Genomic DNA, 20,022 nt, shown 5'->3' with positions numbered 1-20,022 from the left:
AGAATTGGTTAACCAATTTTGGCTATCCAAATATAGAAAGAATTTTTGTGTTATATAAAAATTACGAGATTTATTAAATTAACGTCATAAAATTATCATTTTTAAAATTTATGTACCTTGTAAAACAATAAACATAAAATATGACAAAACTTTCAATTAATAATAAATCTTATGAGATTGATGTGCAGGATGATATGCCACTTTTGTGGGCAATAAGAGATATTGTTGGTTTGACAGGTACAAAATTTGGTTGTGGAGTTGCACAATGTGGTGCTTGTTCTATTTTAATTGATGGTAGACTCACAAAATCTTGTAGTATGCCAGTTTCTTATGGAGTAGGTAAAGAGATTTTAACTATTGAAGGGACAACACAAAATTTAGAATATTTAAGAGAAGCTTGGTTTAAAGGTAACGTGCCACAATGTGGTTATTGTCAGTCAGGGCAATTAATTGCAGCCACTTCTTTGTTAGATGAAATTGAAAATCCTACAGATAAAGATATAGATGATGCTATGAGTGCTAATATTTGCAGATGTGGAACTTATTCAAGAATTAGAAAAGCAATACACAAAGCTGTAGCACTTAAAAACCAAAATTGATGAGTAAAATACAACAAATAAATCGTAGAGATTTTGTGAAATTATTTGGTTTAGCATCTACAGGGATTATTTTAGGTTGCAATGTGTCATCAAACAAAAAAGAATTTTTACCAAAAGTGGATGGAACGTTTACACCCAACTTATTTGTACAAATTCAAAAAGATGGCAACATTACTTTAATTGCTTCTCGTTCAGAAATGGGGCAAGGCATTAAAACTTCTTTGGCTTCTGCTATTGCAGATGAATTAGAAGCAGATTGGCAATTTATTACTGTAAAACAAGCCACAGGAAATGCCAAATATGGTAATCAAAATACGGATGGTTCTAGAAGTGTACGAACTATTTTAGAACCTATGCGTAAAATGGGTGCAGCTTCTAAAATGATGTTAATTACTGCAGCAGCAAAAAAATGGAATGTAGCTGAATCTATTTGTAAAGCAGAGAATCACTATATCATAAATACCAATTCTGGTGATAAAATTTTCTTTGGAGATTTGGTTGATGAAGCTGCTAAAGTTGCAATTCCTGCTGATGAAAACATCAAACTAAAAAAAGTAGAAGATTTTAAATATATAGGTAAAGATTTAAAAAGTGTCGATTTAAAAGATTTCACACACGGAACTGCAACTTATGGAATCGATTTTAGAATTCCGAATTTAAAATTTGCAGCCATTGCAAGATGTCCTGTAACTTACGGAACTGTAAGAAGTTTTGACAGTGCTGATGCAGAAAAAGTTGCTGGTGTAGAAAAAGTGGTTAAATTAAACAAAATGGATCCTCCAATTGGTCAATTTTTTGGAGCTTTAGGTGGTGTTGCTGTAATTGCTAATAATACTTGGTCTGCTTTTCAGGGAAAATTAGAATTAGATATTGAGTGGAATTATGGAGAGAATCATTCTTTTAATTCTGATGAATATAAAAAACGCTTAACCCAAAGAGTGCATCAAAAAGCAAAATTAGTGCCAGGTAAAAAAGGCGATGTTTTTACTGTTTTTGAGGAAGCAGATAAAATTGTAGAATCTACGTATCACGTTCCTTTTTTGGCACATGCACCTATGGAAGTACCCAATGCAACAGCTTGGTTTCAAGAAAATAAAATTGAAGTTTGGGCGCCTGTACAAGATCCGCAAACGGCAAGAGCAGAATTAGCACATTTTTTTGAGATTCCTTTAGAGAATATTACTGTAAATGTAACTATGTTAGGAGGTGGCTTTGGACGAAAATCAAAGTCAGATTTTGTTGTAGAAGCAGTTACTTTATCCAAAGAAATGGGTACACCAATACAAGTAGTTTGGACACGTGAAGATGACATCAAACACGGTTTTTATCATTCTACAAGTGCGCAATATTTAAAAGGAAGTTTAGATAAAAACGGAAATGTTTCTGGTTGGTTGCAAAGATTGGCTATGCCTTCTATTGCATCAATTTTTAAACCATTGTCAGATTATGCAACTGGTTCAGAATTAAACCAAGGTTTTACCAATAACCCTTATAATTTAACAAACTTTAGATTAGAAAATGCGAAAGCAGAAGCACATGTAAGAATTGGTTGGATGCGCTCTGTAATTAATATTCACAGTGGTTTTGGGAATAACTCTTTTGTAGACGAGCTAGCAAATGCTGCAAATGTAGATCCTGTTCAGTTTCATTTAGATTTAATAGGGAAAGATAGGGTTATTCAAGGAAAATCAGAACATCCTTACAATTCAAAACGCATGAAAGATGTTTTAATAAAATCATCTCAAATGGCAAATTGGGGCAGAACTTTGCCCGAAAATCATGGATTGGGAGTTGCAATTCAATACAGTTTTTACAGTTATGTAGCTACTATTGTTGAGGTTACTGTTATAGATGATAAAGTTAAAGTCAAAAATACTTGGACCACCATAGATTGTGGTTTGGTTTTAAACAAAGACAATGTTAAAAATCAGCTAGAAGGTTCTGTCTTTTTTGGAATGTCTTTGGCTTTGTATGGAAAAATTTCTACAACAGAAGGTGCTGTTGAGCAAAATAATTTTTTCGATTATCAAATGACAAGAATGAAAGATGCACCAAATATCCATATTCATATTATGGATAAAATGAACGAAAAACCAACTGGAGTAGGAGAACCTGGAGTTCCAGTTATAGCCCCAGCAATTTGCAATGCTATTTTCAATGCTACAGGTAAACGTGTAAGAAGTTTGCCTTTAATTGATGCTGGACTGGTTTAATTTGTTTTTCTCAATAAGAAAAAAATCAATCCTTACTTTTACTACCTTCTTTATAAGTTGTAATGCCTCCTTTTAATTTACGTTTCATCTTTATTGAAGGTTAATAATTAATGTGTTATTTTTTAATGCTTTTATTGGGCGATAGGTGTTTATAATCTTCTTATGCTGTGCACTGAAATCCCGTTTTTAAATTTGTCTACTTTATCCAAATCTACAAGATTGCCTTTAGTCAAATAATACTACAATTTTTTTAAAATTATACACTTTACTTTTTAGAATATACTAGTATAGTGTTAAAAAAATAACTTACTAAGGATAAAAAAGTAACAAAAGTTATAGAAAAATATTAGGTAACAAATGTATTAAAGTATAAGGAGCAATATTATAAAGTTGTTGACTTTAGCTACAATAGTTAGTTATTGGTATTTCTAGAATTTTAATACATTAAAAATTTCATTAATTTTAGAATGAGAGTATTATTTTAAACTATAAATTATTTGTAAATTCGTTTAAAAGCAATTTCTTCAGCTTTTTGTGTTATGGAAAAAAGAATTAAAGTTACTTGTGCAATCATTCAATTTAATGATAAAATTCTAGCTGTACAAAGAAGTGATACAATGAAAATACCTTTAAAATGGGAATTTGCAGGTGGAAAAATAGAAAAAGGAGAAACAGATATTGAATGCATTAAAAGAGAAATATTTGAAGAATTAAATATTAAAATTGAAATTAAAAAAAGGCTAACTCCTGTAGCTTATGAGTATCCAGATTTTAAAATTAAATTGATTCCTTTTTTAACTGATTATATTTCAGGAGAACTAATCTTAAAAGAGCATTCAGATTTTGTTTTAGCTCATAAAAAAGAATTAATTAACCTAGATTGGGCTGAATCAGATGTACCTATTTTGAAAGAATTTTTAGCAATTTAATAGAAATGATGAAGTTGTAATTAGAGAAAAATCATATTTTCTATTTAGTTGTCTAGACTTAATTTAGAATGACAAGGTTTTTTTTTTAGGGTATTTCTGTTATACCAATCTCTTTTAAATAATTATAAGTTTCATCGTAAAAAGTTTTTGGTCTTGTTTGGTCTAATGTAGAGCCATCAGGAATAAAAATCACCATACCTTGTCTTGCTCGTGTTAATAGCACTCTGTAAGTATTTTTGAGATAATCTTTACTTATTTCCTGATTTATATTCATCCACTTACTACCTTTAAAACTTTGATATTTCCAGACACCATTATTTAAATGGAAGTTTGCTCCCCAAATCAAACAAGTATAATCAATCTCCAATCCTTGAATATCAAATTCAGTTGCTATATCTTCTAAAAAAAAAGAGGACCTTATATCATCTTCTGAATTCAAAAACCAATTAGGAGCTGAAATTTCATTTTTCACATTTAAACCTAATGCTTTTAATCTTCTAGCTCCTGATGATGCTATCAGCCCTGTTCTCTCAGATCCTTTTCTAACTTTTCGCAGCCAACTTTTAGCTGATTCAATATCTCTTGTTAAGTAAATAGGAAAATCATCTTTAATTTGAGAAAAAAGAGCTTTAGTTTTAACAATATTTAATTCCAAAAGTTGATAAATAAAATCTGATACCTTTTCTGACCTAAAAGAACGAACAGAAACTGATAAATGCAAATCCTTTTCTGAAATGGCGTTTTTTAAAAGCCATTTTTTTTGTGATTCTTTTTTTATATAATTTGAACTGTCAACAATTGAATTAGAATAATGAATCTTCCAATCATTAAAATTGACTTGAAAAGCATTAATCCACTCTTCTAAACCTGCTTCTCCAGTATTTATTTCTTGTCCTCCACCTATAAGACATACAATTGTACACCAATCTTTATGACGATTCATCACATCAATCAGAAACTCAGGTTCAGACATTTCAAAATCATCAATTCCTTTTTTTCTTTTCATAAAGGAACTTACTTGTTTTTTAGTCCAAGCCCTTTGAGCTTCATCAAAAACAACTACTTTTTCAGTAGGTTCTATTTTATGCTTTAAATATTCATCTCTAAAATGATGAATGTTTTGGATAAAAGCACTAGTTCTTCTTTTGGCTGATTCCTTTGTAATACTTTCCCCTTTTTCTTTAGAATTTTTAACAGTATCTCTTGTTAAAGCTTCTCTTAAAACATCAACTAAAGGACCATTTCCTGAAAGAAAAACGGCATGCTCATCTTTATCTGCATTCATTCTTTCATTAGCAATAGTTAAACCTGCTAATGTTTTACCTGCACCAGGAACACCTGTAATAAAACAAATAGATTTCTTTTTATTTAATTTTGAATTATCTATGACTTTACTTATGTAACTCGATGTTTTTGAAAGATTTATAGTTCCTGCATCATTTCTTGATATCTCTTCAACTTTATGTCCTTTATATAGAGCTTGCGTTGATTCTATTATTGATGGAGTTGGCTTATATATAGAGTTTTCCCAAAGATTAGCATCAATCTTATTTTTTGAAAAAGGAGTAAATTTTTTTATTACATCACTAATTCCTTCTTTATTACATTTAGCAACTTTGTTTAACTCAATCACTTCTTCAATATTAAAAGAACATGATTGTGCATTGGTTGCCACTAAAACAGGTACAAGTTTAACTAAGTGACTACCTTCATGGAAATTTCTTAAATCTAAGCAATAATCTATTACTTGTATTTCTGCATGCTTCCCATAAGAATCATCTCCAACTTTAAATTCCACAACAAATACACAATCATTAACAATAATTATATTATCAACTTTTTTTCCCATTCTGGGAATTGTAAATTCAAAGTAAATTATTCCATCAACTCCTATTAATTCACTTTTAAGAATCTGTATTTGTTTAACCCAAGCATTTTTTTGTAAATCTTCAAGAGAACGATTAGAATGGTTTAAACTTAATTGACCTAAAATTTTATTTGAATCTTCAAGTAAGAAATCTTTAATTGAATTATTATAATAAGCTCTTCTCATTTAATTATCAGATTTTAGTTGATAATCATGATAACTTAATTTGGGGTTCTGAATTTTAAAATTCAACAATTCAGAGACATCCATTTTAAAAGCTTTTGCAAATACAGTAATATTTGTAAGCGATATGTTTCTCTCTCCTCTTTCAATCATGTCTATATATGTGCGATGAAAACCTGTTCTGAAAGAAAGTTGTTCTTGACTCAAATTTTCTTGAGTTCTTAAATTTCGAATTTTTAAACCAAATTCTTTTAGAAGAAATTTATTTATCATTATTCGAAACTATACTTATTGTATGCAATAGTCAACATACAATTAGTATCATTTTTGTACTTTTGTCTAAAAAAAAGAAATTTTTAATTAAATTTAATTAAACATATTTTAATGAAAACGTATTCAACAATTGAGATTAAATCTGTTTTAGATCCGCCAATTAAACTAAATTTTATAGAATATATTAATTGTCCAAGTTGCGATATTGAAATAGATGTAAAAAACAATATTGTTAACAATAATAGTTTTATAACCTGTGAGAATTGCGAACATATTATGAGGTATAGAGTAGTTAAAATACAATAATAAAAAAAAGCTCAACTTTTAAAAGTTGAGCTTTTTTTTATTATTGTATTACTATACCTAAAACTTATACTCCCCTAAAGGTTTAGGGAATTTCTCAGGATTTGCAGCCAAGTGGTATCTAGGATCATCAATATCTTCTACAATAATATCCGTAAAAATTGGACTAGCTTTATATAGTAAAACTTTACAATCTTCGCTTAAATGTTTTAATACAATTTTTTTATCAGCAGCTTGGTATTTTTGAACTAAGGCAAAAATAGCTTCTATGGCAGAATGATCAGAAATACGAGCTTCAACAAAATCGATAACCACACTTTCAGGATCATTTTTTATATCAAACTTTTCGTTAAAAGCAGCAATACTACCAAAAAATAAAGGTCCCCAAATTTCATAAACTTTTGTGCCATCTTCTCTAAAACGTTTTCTAGCTCTAATCTTCTTGGCATTTTCCCAAGCAAAAGCTAAAGCAGAAACGATAACACCTAAAAAAACAGCCACAGCCAAGTCTACAAAAACAGTAACAGCAGATACTAAAATTAAAACAAAAGCATCCGATTTTGGTATTTTCTTTAAAATTCTAAAACTTGACCAAGCAAAAGTTTCTATCACCATCATAAACATAACACCTACTAAAGCTGCAATAGGCACCATTTCTATGTATTTATCAGCAAAAAGAATAAAAGTTAACAAGGTTATTGCCATCATTATACCAGACAAACGTCCTCTACCACCAGCATTAATATTAATTACAGTTTGTCCTATCATTCCACAACCTCCTGTACCACCAAACAAACCAGAAATAATATTTCCAGAACCTTGTGCAATACATTCTTTATTTCCATTTCCTCTTGTTTCTGTCAATTCATCAACCAAATTCATGGTCATTAAAGTTTCTATTAAACCTACAGAAGCCGCTAAAAAAGCAGGCAATGCAATAAATTGTAAAGTATCTAAATTAAAAGGTAAATTTTGCCATAAAGCTAAATTCGGAGTTGGGAATTCGCCTTTTAAACCTGTTCCACCACCTTCTATAATATAAGAACCTACAGTTGTTGTATCTATATTAAAACCGATAACTATTAAAGTAGTAACTAAAATTGCGGTTAATGCTGCAGGTAATTTTTTAGTGATTTTTGGTAGCAACCAAATAATGGCCATGGTTAATAAAACCAAACCAATCATGGTATACAGCTCAGTACCTTGCATAAAAGTACTTTTATATTGGTTAACGCCTTCTGCAGATACAGATAATGATTTATGAGAAAACATTTTTACCTGTGCAATAAAAATAACGATAGATAAACCGTTTACAAACCCCATCATTACAGAATGCGGAATTAAACGAACAAATTTTCCTAATTTAAAAACACCTGCAAAAATTTGAATGATTCCCATTAGAATAACACAAGCCATTAAATAGAAAAAGCCCATATTTTCTACTGGCTGATCTAATAACATTCCTTTGGTATGGCCTTCAGAAATCATGTGTACAAAAATTACTGCTACAGCACCAGCAGCACCAGAAATTAATCCTGGTCTACCTCCAAAAATAGCTGTAATTATTCCGATAATAAATGCACCAGAAAGTGCCATTAATGGGTCTATCTGTGCCACAAAAGCAAAAGCAACCACTTCTGGAATCATAGCTAAAGAAACTGTAATTCCAGCTAAAACGTCATTTTTAGCATTAGGTGTAATCTTTTTGATAAAATTTGTCATGAAAATCGGCCTGTTTAAGTCCGCAAATATAGTATGTTTTTTAGAAAACTACTGCGCTTTATAAGTAGCATACACTATTTTAATGTTCGCGTAAGTATTTTTTAAAATATCTTCAATTTCATCCGTTTTTTTAAACGAAACCTCAGTAATTCCTTCTTCCAATTGCGGAATTAAAGGTGCATTATAATTTGAGTGCATTAAATACCAATAAGTTTCTTTTAAAATGTAACCATTTTGATGATAAATATGATAAGTTGTAATTAATTTTTTTGTGATAGTAAGATTAAAAATTCCACATTCTTCTTCAACCTCTCTAATAGCAGCGTTTTCAAGAGATTCGTCTTTTTCAACCCATCCTTTAGGTAAATCCCAAACTTTATTTCTGTAAATAAATAGCGCTTCTTTTTTATCATTTAAAACCAAACCACCTGCAGCAGAAATAACTCTTAGGTTTTGTTTAAAGGTTTTCCAATCTTTCTCTAAATCAATAGAGTAGAGTATAATTCCTTTTATTAGTTTCTCGTTTAATCTTCTAAGAATTTCATCAAAAGTAATATCGTTAAATGCAAAAACAGGAAAAATACTTTCAATTTTTGATGATTGAGTTATAATAATAGGGGTATCATTTACAAAAACTTTATACATTTGCGATATGATTTTAAACAAAGATACTGCAAAAAAAACGGCTGAACTTTTGTTGCAAATAAAAGCAATAAAGTTGAGTCCAACAGAGCCTTTTAATTGGGCTTCAGGATGGAAATCTCCAATTTATTGTGATAATAGAATCACTTTATCTTATCCTTCAGTACGTGTTTTCTTAAAAGAAGAAATTGCTAAAATTGCTGAATTAGAATATGGTAAGCCAGATGTTATTGCTGGTGTTGCAACAGGTGCAATAGCTATTGGTGTATTAGTGGCTCAAGAATTGGGTGTTCCTTTTATTTATGTAAGACCCGAACCTAAAAAACATGGTAGAAAAAACCAAATTGAAGGGCATTTAGAAAGTGGTCAAAATGTAGTGGTTATAGAAGATTTAATAAGTACAGGTAATAGTAGCTTAAATGCTGTTGCTGCTTTAAAAGAAGCAGGAGCTGTTGTAAAAGGTATGGTTGCTATTTTTTCTTACGGATTTGATGTGGCTACAAAAAATTTCGAAGAAAAAAACGTAAACTTAAAAACGTTAAGTAATTACGAAAACTTGTTAGAACAAGCTTTAGATAGTAGTTACATCTCTGAAAAAGAATGGTTAACACTACAGAAATGGCGTGCCAACCCTAGTGAATGGAATATTTAAAAGCAAATAATAATGAACATTAAAGGTAATAAAGTAGTATTGCAAAAATCTCAACAAGAGACTTTTGAATTTTTAACTGAACTAAAAAACTTTGAGCAGTTAATGCCAGAATCTATCCAAAAATTCGAAGTGGATGGAGATTCTTTTATCTTCGGATTAAAAGGAATGCCAGAAATTAGATTGGTTTTAAAAGATTCTACAGAATATTCTAACATTACTTTAGGTGCTGCAAGTAGTAAGTTAGATTTTGAATTGGTTGCAGATATTAATGCTATTGATGAAAGTTCATCTGAAGTTCAATTAGATTTTAATGGTCAATTTAATGCAATGATGGCAATGATGGTTAAAAAACCATTAACCAGTTTTATTGAAACTTTAACCAGTAATTTAGAGAAAATTTAAACGAAAGAAATTTCTTTAATTCCGAATTCTTTAATGGTTTCATCTTCAATTTCAACTAAAAGGTTACCAAAACTAGAAATACCTGTAATTTTACCCATAAATAAAACACCATTTTTGTCTTTAAACATAGATGGTGTTTCTTTTTTGTATAATACGTTTAAATAATTACTTTCTAGTTTACTATAATTTTTTAAATTTAATTGATTAACCCTTTCTTTTAGATAATTGATTAACTCTAAAAGTAAGTCATCTAAATTATAGTTAATGTTAGTTATCATTTTTAATGATGATGCTTTTTCTAAATAATCTGGATAACTTTCTTGGTTTACATTTAGGCCTAAACCAATAATAGATGAATAAATTTTATTTTTTCTGATGTTATTTTCTATTAAAATGCCACATATTTTCTTATTTGCTGACATAATGTCGTTTGGCCATTTAATAGAAAGAGCTTTAATGTTGTTTGCAAATAATACATCAAAAATAGCCAAGCTAATTGCAAAATTCAAGTATTTTTGATGATAAATCTCTAAATCAAAATTTGTGATAAATATACTGGTAGTAAGGTTTTTATAGGGTTCAGAAATCCAAGTATTAGCTTGTTGTCCTCTACCTTTTGTTTGCTTGTCTGTAACAACAACAGTAAAGTTATCTATTGGAGATTTTTGAGACAATTCTTTTAAAAAAGAATTTGTAGAATCAATGGCACTAAGTTTGATTATTTTCAATTGTTAAATAAAGTGTAAACAAGTTCAATATTACATAAAAAACTCGCAAAAAAATAATAACTTTGCTTTTAAATTAGAATAAAATTAATGACAAAAAAACAAGTAAGCACAGACGATTTAATCGCTGTAATTATTAAAGGAATTGACGATGTTAAAGGAGAAAACATTCAATTACTAGATTTAAGAGAAATAGAAAATACAGTTTGTGATTATTTTGTAGTTTGTTCAGGTAATTCTAATACGCAAGTAAATGCAATTTCAGGTTCTGTACAAAAAATAGTTAGTAAAGAAATACAAGATAAACCTTGGCATATAGAAGGGCAAGGTAATTCTGAGTGGGTTTTAATGGATTACGTAAATGTTGTAGTTCATATTTTCCAAAAGCAAGTAAGAGATTTTTATGACATAGAAAGTCTTTGGGGTGATGCTAAAATCACCGAAATTAACCCAATTTAAACCTATTGATTTTATAACAATGAGTGATTCAAATAAAGAGAACAAAAGTAATTTGCCAAAATTTAAATTCAATTCTTATTGGATTTATGGAGCAATCTTAATCGTAATTATAGCAGTTCAGTTTTTTAATAGTGGAGATTTAGCATCAAAAAGTATTTCTAAAAATAAGTTTGATGCAATTTTAAAAGCAAATGATATTAAAGAAATTGTTGTTTTAAATAAAGACGTAGCTCAAATATTTTTAACGCAAGAGGCTTTAAAAAAAACGACTCATAAAGAGTTTACGAATTCTACATTTTACAGACCAGGTTCTGCTGTATATGAGTATAATTTTGGAGATCAAAGAACTTTTGAAGAAAGTGTAGCAAAAGCAAAACAAGAAAATGATTTAATTGTTGATATAGATAATAGAGAAAGAACTAGCATTTTTGATGCAATTATAGGTTTTTTACCTTTTATTATTTTAATAGCAGTTTGGTTATTTTTTATGCGTAGAATGTCTGGAGGAGGAAGTGGCTCTGGAGGTGGAGGTCAAATTTTTAGTATCGGAAAATCTAAAGCTAAATTATTTGATAAAGACACAAAAGTTAAAACAACTTTCGAAAATGTTGCAGGTTTAGAAGGTGCAAAAGAAGAAGTACAAGAAATTGTAGATTTCTTAAAAAGCCCAGAAAAATATACTTCATTAGGTGGTAAAATACCAAAAGGAGCTTTATTAGTAGGTCCTCCAGGTACAGGTAAAACTTTATTAGCCAAAGCAGTTGCAGGTGAAGCAGGTGTGCCATTTTTCTCTTTATCTGGTTCAGATTTTGTAGAAATGTTTGTTGGTGTAGGTGCTTCTAGAGTGCGTGATTTATTTAAACAAGCACAACAAAAATCGCCTTCTATTATTTTTATTGATGAGATTGATGCTATTGGTAGAGCTCGTGGTAAAAATTCTATGACAGGTGGTAATGATGAGAGAGAAAATACTTTAAACCAACTTTTAACAGAAATGGATGGTTTTGGTACAGATACTAATGTAATTGTTATTGCTGCTACAAACAGAGCAGATGTTTTAGATAAAGCATTAATGAGAGCAGGTCGTTTTGATCGTCAGATTTATGTTGACTTACCAGATATTAGAGAAAGACAAGAAATTTTTGATGTACATATTAAACCATTAAAAATAGCTAATGATGTTAATGTTGAGTTTTTAGCACAACAAACACCTGGTTTTTCTGGTGCAGATATTGCAAATATGTGTAATGAAGCAGCTTTAATTGCTGCCAGAAATGGTAAAAAAGCAATACATCATCAAGACTTTTTAGATGCTGTAGATAGAATTGTTGGTGGTTTAGAAAAGAAAAAGAAAGTAATAACACCAAAAGAAAAAGAAGTAATTGCTTTTCACGAAGCAGGTCATGCAACTGTAAGTTGGATGTTAGAACATGCTGCACCATTAGTAAAAGTTACAATTGTACCTAGAGGTCAATCTTTAGGAGCTGCTTGGTATTTACCAGCAGAAAGGTTAATTGTACAAACAGAGCAAATGTTAGACGAAATGTGTGCTACTTTAGGTGGTAGAGCTGCAGAAAAAATTATTTTTAATAAAATTTCTACTGGTGCTTTAAGCGATTTAGAAAAAGTTACCAAACAAGCTAGAGCAATGGTTACTGTTTATGGTTTAAATGAAGAAGTAGGGAATATTACTTATTATGATTCTTCTGGTAATGACGCATTTGTTAAACCTTATAGCGAAGAAACTGGAAAGAAAATAGATAGAGAAATCTCTAAAATGATAGAGTTACAGTATGCAAGAGCTATAGATTTATTATCAAATAATAAAGAAAAATTAACTGTTTTAGCAGAATTATTATTAGAAAAAGAAGTTATTTTTAAAGATGATTTAGTTAAAATCTTTGGTAAAAGACCTTTTGAAGTTAGTAATAATGAAGAAGTAGAGGTTATAAAAGAAATTGAAACGCCGTCTATAGATTAGGTTTCTGATTAAACTTTTTGAATGAATTTTTTTAAGAAAATTTTTAGTATCCCTGATAAAGAGGAAGAAGAGGTTCAAAAACAAGAAGTAAATCTAGCTTTAGATGATCTTTTTGCACATAATTTTGTAGAAAAAGGTGGTAAATTTTTGTATTGTATAAATAATCAGGAAGTTATAGCTAATTTTAAAAAAGTTATAGCAGAGAATAACTGGAAAAATATTTTTCTTTTAGATGATAGATTAAGTTCACTTTTAAAAACTAATGATTTAAATATAGTAGATTCTTTTAACGATGATCCTTCTATATTTACTTCTTGCGAACATTTAATAGCAGATAAAGGAGAAATTCTTTTTTCGTCTAATCAATTAAAAAGTACGCGTTTAAAAGATTTTCCAGATAATTTTATTGTTTTTGCAACTACAAGTCAGTTGGTTAAAGATACTAATCAGGGTTTAACAGGTATAAAAACCAAGTTTAAAAAAGATTTACCAACCAATATTTCATCAATAAAGAACTATAATAGTAATAATAGTGATGATAACTTTTTAAACTACGGTAACAATAACTCAAAAAACTTATATTTGCTCCTGCTTGAAGATTTATAAATATGCGCAACCTTTTAAGAAGGAGTTTTTCTGGAATTGTTTACATTTTAATTTTTATTTCTGCGATTCTTTTTTCAAAAGAATCATACATTATATTAATTACACTATTTGGCTTTCTTTGTATTTGGGAATTTTCTAAAATTGCTCAACTTAAAAGTTATGCTGCCTATTTGTTTTTTCCTCTTATTTTGTTTCTATTAATAAAAAGACAAAATAGTTTTGCAACTATTGGTATTTTAATTATTAATTTATTGTCATCAATATTATTAATCTATCAATTATTTGCAAAAAAAGAGATTAAATTCACAGATGACAGATCTAAATTAGGACTAACAATTCGTTATGTAATTTTTTCGATGTGTTTTTTAGTCATGTTGCCATTTTATGAAGATAGTTTTCATCCTTATTTAATGATTAGCATATTATCATTAATTTGGGTAAATGATTCTTTTGCTTTTTTAGTTGGTAAAAACTTTGGGAAAAATAAATTATTTCCATCAGTATCACCTAAAAAAACAATTGAGGGTCTTCTAGGAGGTTTGGTTTTTGCAATTATTACAGGCTTTATCATTAGTAAATATAATACAGATTTTACAACACTTAACTGGCTTATAATTGCTGTTATAGTATCTTTAATAGGTACAGTTGGAGATTTGGTAGAATCTAAATTTAAAAGACAAGCAAATATAAAAGACAGTGGAAATATTATGCCTGGTCATGGAGGTATTTTAGACAGGTTAGATAGTTTGTTGTTTGCTGCACCCTTTGTATATTTGTATATTAACTATATAATTTAACTATGTTTCGATTTCATAAAGAAGGCTATAAAATAATATCAATCACTTTTATTATTGCTATTGCAGCAATTTTTTTGGCAGAAAAATTTATTGATATTTATTGGCTTGTTAAAGTAATTCAAATAATAGTTTTAGCTTTTGTTATAATAGTACTTCAGTTTTTTAGAAACCCTACAAGAGTTGGTGTTTTAGAAGATCATACCATTATTGCACCTGTAGATGGTAAAGTTGTAGTTATAGAAGAAGTAGAAGAACCAGAATATTTTAAAGATAAAAGAATACAAGTTTCTATTTTTATGTCGCCAATAAATGTGCATGTTACTAGATATGCAATGAGTGGTATAATTAAATATAGTAAATATCATCCAGGTAAATATTTAGTGGCTTGGCATCCAAAAGCATCAACAGAAAATGAAAGAACAACTGTTGTTATAGAAAATAAAACTGTAGGTGAAATTTTATACAGACAAATTGCTGGTGCTTTAGCAAAAAGGATTGTAAATTATGCTAAAGAAGGAGATAAAGTAGTGCAAAGCACAGATGCAGGTTTTATTAAATTTGGTTCTAGAGTTGATGTTTATTTACCATTAGGTACTAAAATTAATGTAAAATTAGGAGATAAAGTTAAAGGTGGTGTCCAAGTTATCGCAGAAAAATAGAAATAATTCAGACGATTTAGATGAAAAGTTTAAAACGGCTTTTAAAAAAATATCTGAATTAAAAGAAGCAGTTGCACCAGACAACATGCTAAAATTGTATGCTTATTATAAGCAAGCAAATTTTGGTAATAAATTTTCTAATAACAACGAATTAGATGTTAGAAATGCTTTTAAATTTAATGCTTGGATGCAATTAAATGGTATGTCTGTAAAGGAAGCAAAACAAGAATACATTACACTTGCAAATATAATTTTAAATAGTAAAAATCTAAAATCATGAAAAAAATAAGTATTATTTCTTTTTTAATTGTAGCAACAGCATTTAATTTTTCTGCTTGTAAATCAGAAACTAAAAAAGAAGAAAATAAAGAAACGATAACTACAGAAGTTAAAACTAGTTCTGCAGCTTTTTCTGTAGCAAAGGCAAAAAACGATATTAAATTTACAGCTTATAAAACTACAGAAAAAATTGGGGTAGGAGGTCAGTTTGATAAAATTGATATTATTGCTGGAGGTGAAGGTAATTCTGTTAAAGAAGCTATTAACAACACTGAATTTTCTATACCTGTTAGTAGTTTAGCTACTAAAGATAGCAGTAGAGATTTTAAAATTAGAAAGTTTTTCTTTGGTGCAATGGCTGATACAAAATTGCTTACTGGTAAATTATCTTTAACTACAGATAAAGATGGTATTGCTAAAATTACAATGAATGGTAAAACAGAAGATGTACTTTTTACTTACACAATTGTAGATAAAACTTTTAATATGCAAACTACAATTGATATTAATAATTGGAATGCAGGTGAAGCTTTAGCGTCTTTAAATAAAGTTTGTGAAATTTTACATACAGGTGCAGATGGAGTTTCTAAAACTTGGAGCGATGTTGCTTTAAATATTACAACAACATTCTAAGATTTTAAAATAAAGTATTTAATGCTTTTTTAAGCGTTTTAAATCGAAAAGAATACCCATTCTTTTCGATTTTTTTTGCAGAAATTCTACTACCTTCTAAAAGTATTTTTGCCATATTTCCAAATATTACTTTCAACATAAAACTAGGTACACCAATACCCAAATATGGTTTTTTTATACTTTTTGCCAATTCTTTAGAAAAAGTTGCATTTGTTTGATGTTCTGGAGAAACAGCATTAAAAATTCCTGATAAATTATCATTTATTGTTTTAAAATATATTTGGCAAAGATCTTCTATATGAATCCATGGCATATATTGTTTACCAGAACCTAAAGGTGTAATAATTGGCGTTTTCATTTTTTCTAATGCACCACCTTTTTCTGATAAAACAACACCAGTTCTTAAAATAGTTACTGGTATATTTAAGGTTTTAAATTGATGTGCAGCATCTTCCCATTTTTGGCAAACTTCACCTAAAAAATCGTTACCAACTTTATCTAATTCTTCAAAAATTTTATCGGAAGTAATAGCTCCATAATAACCAATGCCAGAAGCAGAAATAAAACCTTTTAGATTTAAATTGTGTTCTTTTATTTTATGAAAAAGTAAGTTAGCAGTATCAACTCTACTATCAATAATTATTTTTTTTCTTTCGTTTGTCCAACGTTTATCAGCAATACCTGCACCAGCTAAATGAATAATATAATCTACATTTTCTAAGGCTTTTTTATCAATATAATTTTTAGAAATATCCCATTTATATTCGTTATTTTTCTTCGGATTTCTACTTAGAACAATGACATCATATTTGTTCTTTAATAACAATTCTGTAAGTTTTGTACCTACCAAACCTGTGCCTCCTGTAATAATTATTTTTGCCATATACCAAAGTTAAATATTTTTTTGTTTAATCTTTTTTAAATATAATAAAACAAATTTATGTGTACATATATTAAAGCAATGTTAATCTTTATTTTTTAAGTAGATAAAGCTGTATTTTTATACTGATGAAAGATAATATTAAAAGAAAAGGTTTTGTTTTTAAAACGTATGAAGCAGATAAACAATCTCCTTTTGAGAAACTTTTTGAAATTTTTAAAGAGTTAATCACTCATACTTCTGGCGATTTTGATGAAGCCATAGATTGGTTACGTTCTCTAGATAAAGAATATAATTTAACTGATGAAAATTATACCATTGATGATTTTATTGAGGATTTAAAGAAGAAAGGTTATATTAAAGAAGAAATAAAAGGAGATGGAACAGGAGGCACAAAAATTACTTCTAAAACAGAAAGAGCAATTCGTCAGCAAGCATTAAATCATATTTTTGGTAAGATTAAAAGAAGTGGTTCTGGGAATCACAAAAGTAAATCGCCAGGAATTGGAGATGAACATACAGGAGATTTTAGAGCGTATCAATTTGGAGATAATTTAGACAAAGTTTCCATGACTGAAAGTATTAGAAATGCTCAAATTAATAATGGAATTGGCGATTTTACACTCTCAGAAAATGATTTGGTTGTAGAAGAAACACTACATAAAAGTCAAATGAGTACTGTATTAATGATAGATATTAGTCACTCAATGATTTTATATGGTGAAGATAGAATTACACCTGCCAAAAAAGTTGCAATGGCTTTAGCTGAGTTAATTACAACTCGTTATCCAAAAGATACTTTAGATATTTTGGTTTTTGGTAATGATGCATGGACCATTAAAATTAAAGATTTACCTTATTTACAAGTTGGTCCTTACCACACAAATACAGTAGCTGGTTTGCAATTAGCAATGGATTTATTACGTAGAAAGAAAAATACCAATAAACAGATTTTTATGATAACTGATGGTAAACCAAGTTGTTTGCGTTTGCCTGATGGACAATATTATAAAAATAGCAATGGCTTAGATAAGCACATTGTAAATAAATGCTATGCAATGGCTCAACAAGCCAGAAAATTACATATACCAATTACTACTTTTATGATTGCACAAGACCCTTATTTAATGCAATTTGTAAAAGCATTTACACAGGCAAATCAAGGAAAAGCATTTTACACTGGCTTAAAAGGTTTAGGAGAAATGATTTTTGAAGATTATGAAACGAATAGAAAGAAAAGGATAAAAGGTTAGAAAAACAGCTATTGGCTATTGGCCTTTCGCTTTTAGTGGTAATAACATAAATGTAAGTGCTAATGGCTAAAAACCAAAGGCAAAAAGCAAATTATATGAACATAAGTACTATAAATACATTAGGAGAATTAAAAAATTCTGGATACGAATCAAAATCAATTAAAGACGAGTTAAGAGAAAATCTCATAAGTAAAATGATGAGTAAAGAAACCGTTTTTAAAGGTGTACATGGTTATGAAAACACAGTAATTCCTGAATTAGAAAGAGCAATTTTAAGCAAACATAATATCAACTTATTAGGTTTAAGAGGTCAAGCAAAAACACGTTTGGCAAGATTAATGGTAGATTTGTTAGACGAATACATACCTGTTGTAGAAGGTTCAGAAATCAATGATGATCCTTTAAATCCAATATCTAGATTTGCAGTAGAAATAATCAAAGAAAAGGGAGATGCAACTCCGATTTTTTGGTTGCATAGGAGTGATCGTTTTGCAGAGAAATTAGCAACTCCAGATGTTACAGTAGCAGATATTATTGGTGATGTAGATCCTATAAAAGCAGCCAATTTAAAATTGAGTTATGCAGATGATAGAGTTATTCATTATGGAATGATTCCAAGAGCAAACAGATGTATTTTTGTTATTAATGAATTGCCAGATTTACAAGCAAGAATTCAAGTGGCTTTGTTTAATATTTTGCAAGAAGGAGATATTCAAATTCGCGGATTTAAATTACGATTGCCTTTAGATATGCAATTCGTATTTACTGCAAATCCTGAAGATTATACAAATAGAGGTAGTATTGTTACTCCTTTAAAAGATAGAATTGGCTCGCAGATTTTAACACATTATCCAGAGGATATTGAAACTGCAAAAATAATTACTCAACAAGAAGCAAAAAATGTTCAAAAGGATTTTATAAAAGTTCCAGAATTGGCAAAAGATTTGTTAGAACAAATTGTTTTTGAGGCAAGAGATAGTGAATATATTGATGCTAAAAGTGGTGTAAGTGCACGTTTAAGTATTTCTGCTTTCGAGAATTTATTAAGCACAGCAGAAAGAAGATCCATTTTATCTGGTGATGCTGAAACTATGATTCGTTTAAATGATTTTGATGGAATTATACCAGCAATTACAGGTAAAGTAGAATTGGTTTATGAAGGAGAACAAGAAGGTGCACAGGTTGTTGCAGAAACTTTAATTAAAAGAGCAATTAAAACACTTTTTCCTACTTATTTTCCTGAAATAAAAAAATTGGAAAAAACTACAGATGAATCACCTTATGATGATATTGTGTCTTGGTTTTTTAATGCTGATGAAGATTTTGAATTGTTAGATGATTACTCAGAAGAAGCTTATAAAAAAGAGTTAGATAAAATAAAACCTTTAGATGATTTCTTAAAAGATCATCAACCTAACATGAATAAATCTGATACGTATTTTGTAAAAGAATTTGTGCTTTGGGCTTTAGTAGAATTTAAAAAACTAAGCAAATATCGATTTGCAGAAGGCACACAATTTAAAGATCCTTATGGTAATTTTATAAATGGATTATAATTAAAAATTAAAACCTCATAGACAAAAATCTATGAGGTTTCTAGTTAACATTAATTCAAGATTAATGGGTAATCAATTTCAATAGGGATTAAAAACTCTTCTTTATTATCATCTTTTAGTAATAACAACACTTTTAAATCTTCAATTTCTTCTAAACTAAAAATTAATATTAAATTTTGATGTAATGTAGTTACAGGTATTTTTCTTTTTTTAGTTGTACATGCATAATAATCTTGCCAGTAATCAATATCTATATTTGCAACATATTTTCTAAATTGTAAAAGTTGGTTTTTATCAAATTGAAAATACACATTATTATAGGTTAATGCATAGTTTTTACAACTATCGCAAACAGCAAGTTCGCCATTTTTTACACTTGATATTATTCTTGAATTCTGACACATATTTT

Annotated in this window: 22 protein-coding genes; 15 read left to right on the top strand and 7 right to left on the bottom strand. The window is 28.9% G+C overall.

Annotation, left to right across the window (positions count from 1 at the left end; genetic code table 11):
• Window positions 1-140: 140 nt before the first annotated feature.
• The 3 genes from ACJJVK_RS00465 (at window position 141) to ACJJVK_RS00455 (ending at window position 3,741) form a co-directional block, all read left to right on the top strand.
• Window positions 141-599, top strand: a complete 459-nt coding sequence (locus ACJJVK_RS00465; RefSeq protein WP_405562199.1) for a (2Fe-2S)-binding protein — start codon at window positions 141-143, stop codon at window positions 597-599.
• Window positions 599-2,812, top strand: a complete 2,214-nt coding sequence (locus ACJJVK_RS00460) for a molybdopterin cofactor-binding domain-containing protein (RefSeq protein WP_405562197.1) — start codon at window positions 599-601, stop codon at window positions 2,810-2,812. The genes ACJJVK_RS00465 and ACJJVK_RS00460 overlap by 1 nt, the downstream gene beginning before the upstream one ends.
• A gap of 539 nt (window positions 2,813-3,351) precedes the next feature.
• On the top strand, window positions 3,352-3,741 hold the full coding sequence (locus tag ACJJVK_RS00455) for a (deoxy)nucleoside triphosphate pyrophosphohydrolase (protein ID WP_405562195.1): 390 nt from the start codon (window positions 3,352-3,354) through the stop codon (window positions 3,739-3,741).
• An 85-nt stretch (window positions 3,742-3,826) separates the two neighbouring features.
• On the opposite strand, the gene ACJJVK_RS00450 is transcribed toward ACJJVK_RS00455, so the two are convergent.
• Together ACJJVK_RS00450 and ACJJVK_RS00445 are read right to left on the bottom strand one after the other, a co-directional pair.
• Window positions 3,827-5,794 (bottom strand): DUF2075 domain-containing protein, encoded by a 1,968-nt coding sequence (locus ACJJVK_RS00450; RefSeq protein ID WP_405562194.1) that lies wholly within the window; start codon window positions 5,792-5,794, stop codon window positions 3,827-3,829.
• Window positions 5,795-6,064 (bottom strand): helix-turn-helix domain-containing protein, encoded by a 270-nt coding sequence (locus ACJJVK_RS00445; protein WP_405562193.1) that lies wholly within the window; start codon window positions 6,062-6,064, stop codon window positions 5,795-5,797.
• Window positions 6,065-6,175: 111 nt separating this feature from the next.
• Here ACJJVK_RS00445 and ACJJVK_RS00440 point away from each other — a divergent pair, with 111 nt between their 5' ends.
• Window positions 6,176-6,370 (top strand): hypothetical protein, encoded by a 195-nt coding sequence (locus tag ACJJVK_RS00440; RefSeq protein WP_405562192.1) that lies wholly within the window; start codon window positions 6,176-6,178, stop codon window positions 6,368-6,370.
• A gap of 57 nt (window positions 6,371-6,427) precedes the next feature.
• On the opposite strand, the gene ACJJVK_RS00435 is transcribed toward ACJJVK_RS00440, so the two are convergent.
• Entirely contained in the window at window positions 6,428-8,089 is a 1,662-nt protein-coding gene (locus tag ACJJVK_RS00435) for a SulP family inorganic anion transporter (RefSeq protein WP_405562191.1), read from the bottom strand.
• Window positions 8,090-8,137: 48 nt separating this feature from the next.
• Entirely contained in the window at window positions 8,138-8,734 is a 597-nt protein-coding gene (locus ACJJVK_RS00430) for an NUDIX hydrolase (RefSeq protein WP_405562190.1), read from the bottom strand.
• Window positions 8,735-8,741: 7 nt separating this feature from the next.
• Here ACJJVK_RS00430 and pyrE point away from each other — a divergent pair, with 7 nt between their 5' ends.
• Window positions 8,742-9,383 (top strand): orotate phosphoribosyltransferase, encoded by a 642-nt coding sequence (pyrE, locus tag ACJJVK_RS00425; RefSeq protein ID WP_215995933.1) that lies wholly within the window; start codon window positions 8,742-8,744, stop codon window positions 9,381-9,383.
• A 12-nt stretch (window positions 9,384-9,395) separates the two neighbouring features.
• Window positions 9,396-9,785, top strand: coding sequence for an SRPBCC family protein (locus ACJJVK_RS00420; protein ID WP_405562189.1), 390 nt, complete (start codon window positions 9,396-9,398; stop codon window positions 9,783-9,785).
• Here ACJJVK_RS00420 and ACJJVK_RS00415 read toward each other — a convergent pair.
• On the bottom strand, window positions 9,782-10,513 hold the full coding sequence (locus tag ACJJVK_RS00415; RefSeq protein ID WP_405562188.1) for a biotin--[acetyl-CoA-carboxylase] ligase: 732 nt from the start codon (window positions 10,511-10,513) through the stop codon (window positions 9,782-9,784). The genes ACJJVK_RS00420 and ACJJVK_RS00415 overlap by 4 nt on opposite strands.
• Window positions 10,514-10,600: 87 nt before the next feature.
• Between ACJJVK_RS00415 and rsfS the strand changes: the two genes are divergently transcribed.
• Genes rsfS through ACJJVK_RS00380 form a run of 7 tightly spaced genes read left to right on the top strand, consistent with a single transcriptional unit; the run spans window position 10,601 to window position 15,924 of the window.
• Window positions 10,601-10,969 carry a ribosome silencing factor gene (gene rsfS / locus ACJJVK_RS00410; protein ID WP_215995936.1) on the top strand — a complete coding sequence of 123 codons (369 nt, stop codon included), beginning with the start codon at window positions 10,601-10,603 and terminating at the stop codon, window positions 10,967-10,969.
• Window positions 10,970-10,988: 19 nt separating this feature from the next.
• Complete coding sequence (ftsH, locus tag ACJJVK_RS00405; RefSeq protein ID WP_405562187.1) at window positions 10,989-12,950, top strand: ATP-dependent zinc metalloprotease FtsH; 1,962 nt, start codon at window positions 10,989-10,991, stop codon at window positions 12,948-12,950.
• Between the two features lie 21 nt (window positions 12,951-12,971).
• Window positions 12,972-13,556 carry an LUD domain-containing protein gene (locus tag ACJJVK_RS00400; protein ID WP_405562186.1) on the top strand — a complete coding sequence of 195 codons (585 nt, stop codon included), beginning with the start codon at window positions 12,972-12,974 and terminating at the stop codon, window positions 13,554-13,556.
• A 2-nt stretch (window positions 13,557-13,558) separates the two neighbouring features.
• Window positions 13,559-14,353, top strand: coding sequence for a phosphatidate cytidylyltransferase (locus tag ACJJVK_RS00395; RefSeq protein ID WP_405562185.1), 795 nt, complete (start codon window positions 13,559-13,561; stop codon window positions 14,351-14,353).
• A gap of 2 nt (window positions 14,354-14,355) precedes the next feature.
• A complete protein-coding gene (locus tag ACJJVK_RS00390; protein WP_405562184.1) occupies window positions 14,356-15,012 on the top strand; it encodes a phosphatidylserine decarboxylase family protein in 657 nt (218 codons plus the stop codon).
• Complete coding sequence (locus tag ACJJVK_RS00385) at window positions 14,987-15,292, top strand: acyl-CoA-binding protein (protein ID WP_215995941.1); 306 nt, start codon at window positions 14,987-14,989, stop codon at window positions 15,290-15,292. The genes ACJJVK_RS00390 and ACJJVK_RS00385 overlap by 26 nt, the downstream gene beginning before the upstream one ends.
• The gene (locus ACJJVK_RS00380; protein WP_405562183.1) at window positions 15,289-15,924 is read left to right on the top strand and encodes a YceI family protein; all 636 of its coding nucleotides are present in this window, start codon (window positions 15,289-15,291) and stop codon (window positions 15,922-15,924) included. The genes ACJJVK_RS00385 and ACJJVK_RS00380 overlap by 4 nt, the downstream gene beginning before the upstream one ends.
• 4 nt (window positions 15,925-15,928) lie before the next feature.
• Here the strand turns inward: ACJJVK_RS00380 and ACJJVK_RS00375 are convergent, their stop codons facing one another.
• The gene (locus ACJJVK_RS00375; protein WP_405562182.1) at window positions 15,929-16,807 is read right to left on the bottom strand and encodes a TIGR01777 family oxidoreductase; all 879 of its coding nucleotides are present in this window, start codon (window positions 16,805-16,807) and stop codon (window positions 15,929-15,931) included.
• A 125-nt stretch (window positions 16,808-16,932) separates the two neighbouring features.
• Here ACJJVK_RS00375 and ACJJVK_RS00370 point away from each other — a divergent pair, with 125 nt between their 5' ends.
• Window positions 16,933-18,057, top strand: coding sequence for a vWA domain-containing protein (locus ACJJVK_RS00370; protein WP_405562181.1), 1,125 nt, complete (start codon window positions 16,933-16,935; stop codon window positions 18,055-18,057).
• 95 nt (window positions 18,058-18,152) lie between these two features.
• Complete coding sequence (locus ACJJVK_RS00365; RefSeq protein WP_405562180.1) at window positions 18,153-19,613, top strand: magnesium chelatase; 1,461 nt, start codon at window positions 18,153-18,155, stop codon at window positions 19,611-19,613.
• A gap of 50 nt (window positions 19,614-19,663) precedes the next feature.
• Here ACJJVK_RS00365 and ACJJVK_RS00360 read toward each other — a convergent pair whose 3' ends face one another.
• Window positions 19,664-20,017, bottom strand: coding sequence for a DUF6686 family protein (locus ACJJVK_RS00360; protein ID WP_405562179.1), 354 nt, complete (start codon window positions 20,015-20,017; stop codon window positions 19,664-19,666).
• Window positions 20,018-20,022: the final 5 nt, after the last annotated feature.

The sequence above is a fragment of the Polaribacter sp. Asnod6-C07 genome (assembly GCF_045063625.1).
Taxonomy (GTDB): domain Bacteria; phylum Bacteroidota; class Bacteroidia; order Flavobacteriales; family Flavobacteriaceae; genus Polaribacter; species Polaribacter vadi_A.
Note: the sequence above shows the minus strand (reverse complement) of the source record. Positions and strands in the feature narration are given on the sequence as shown.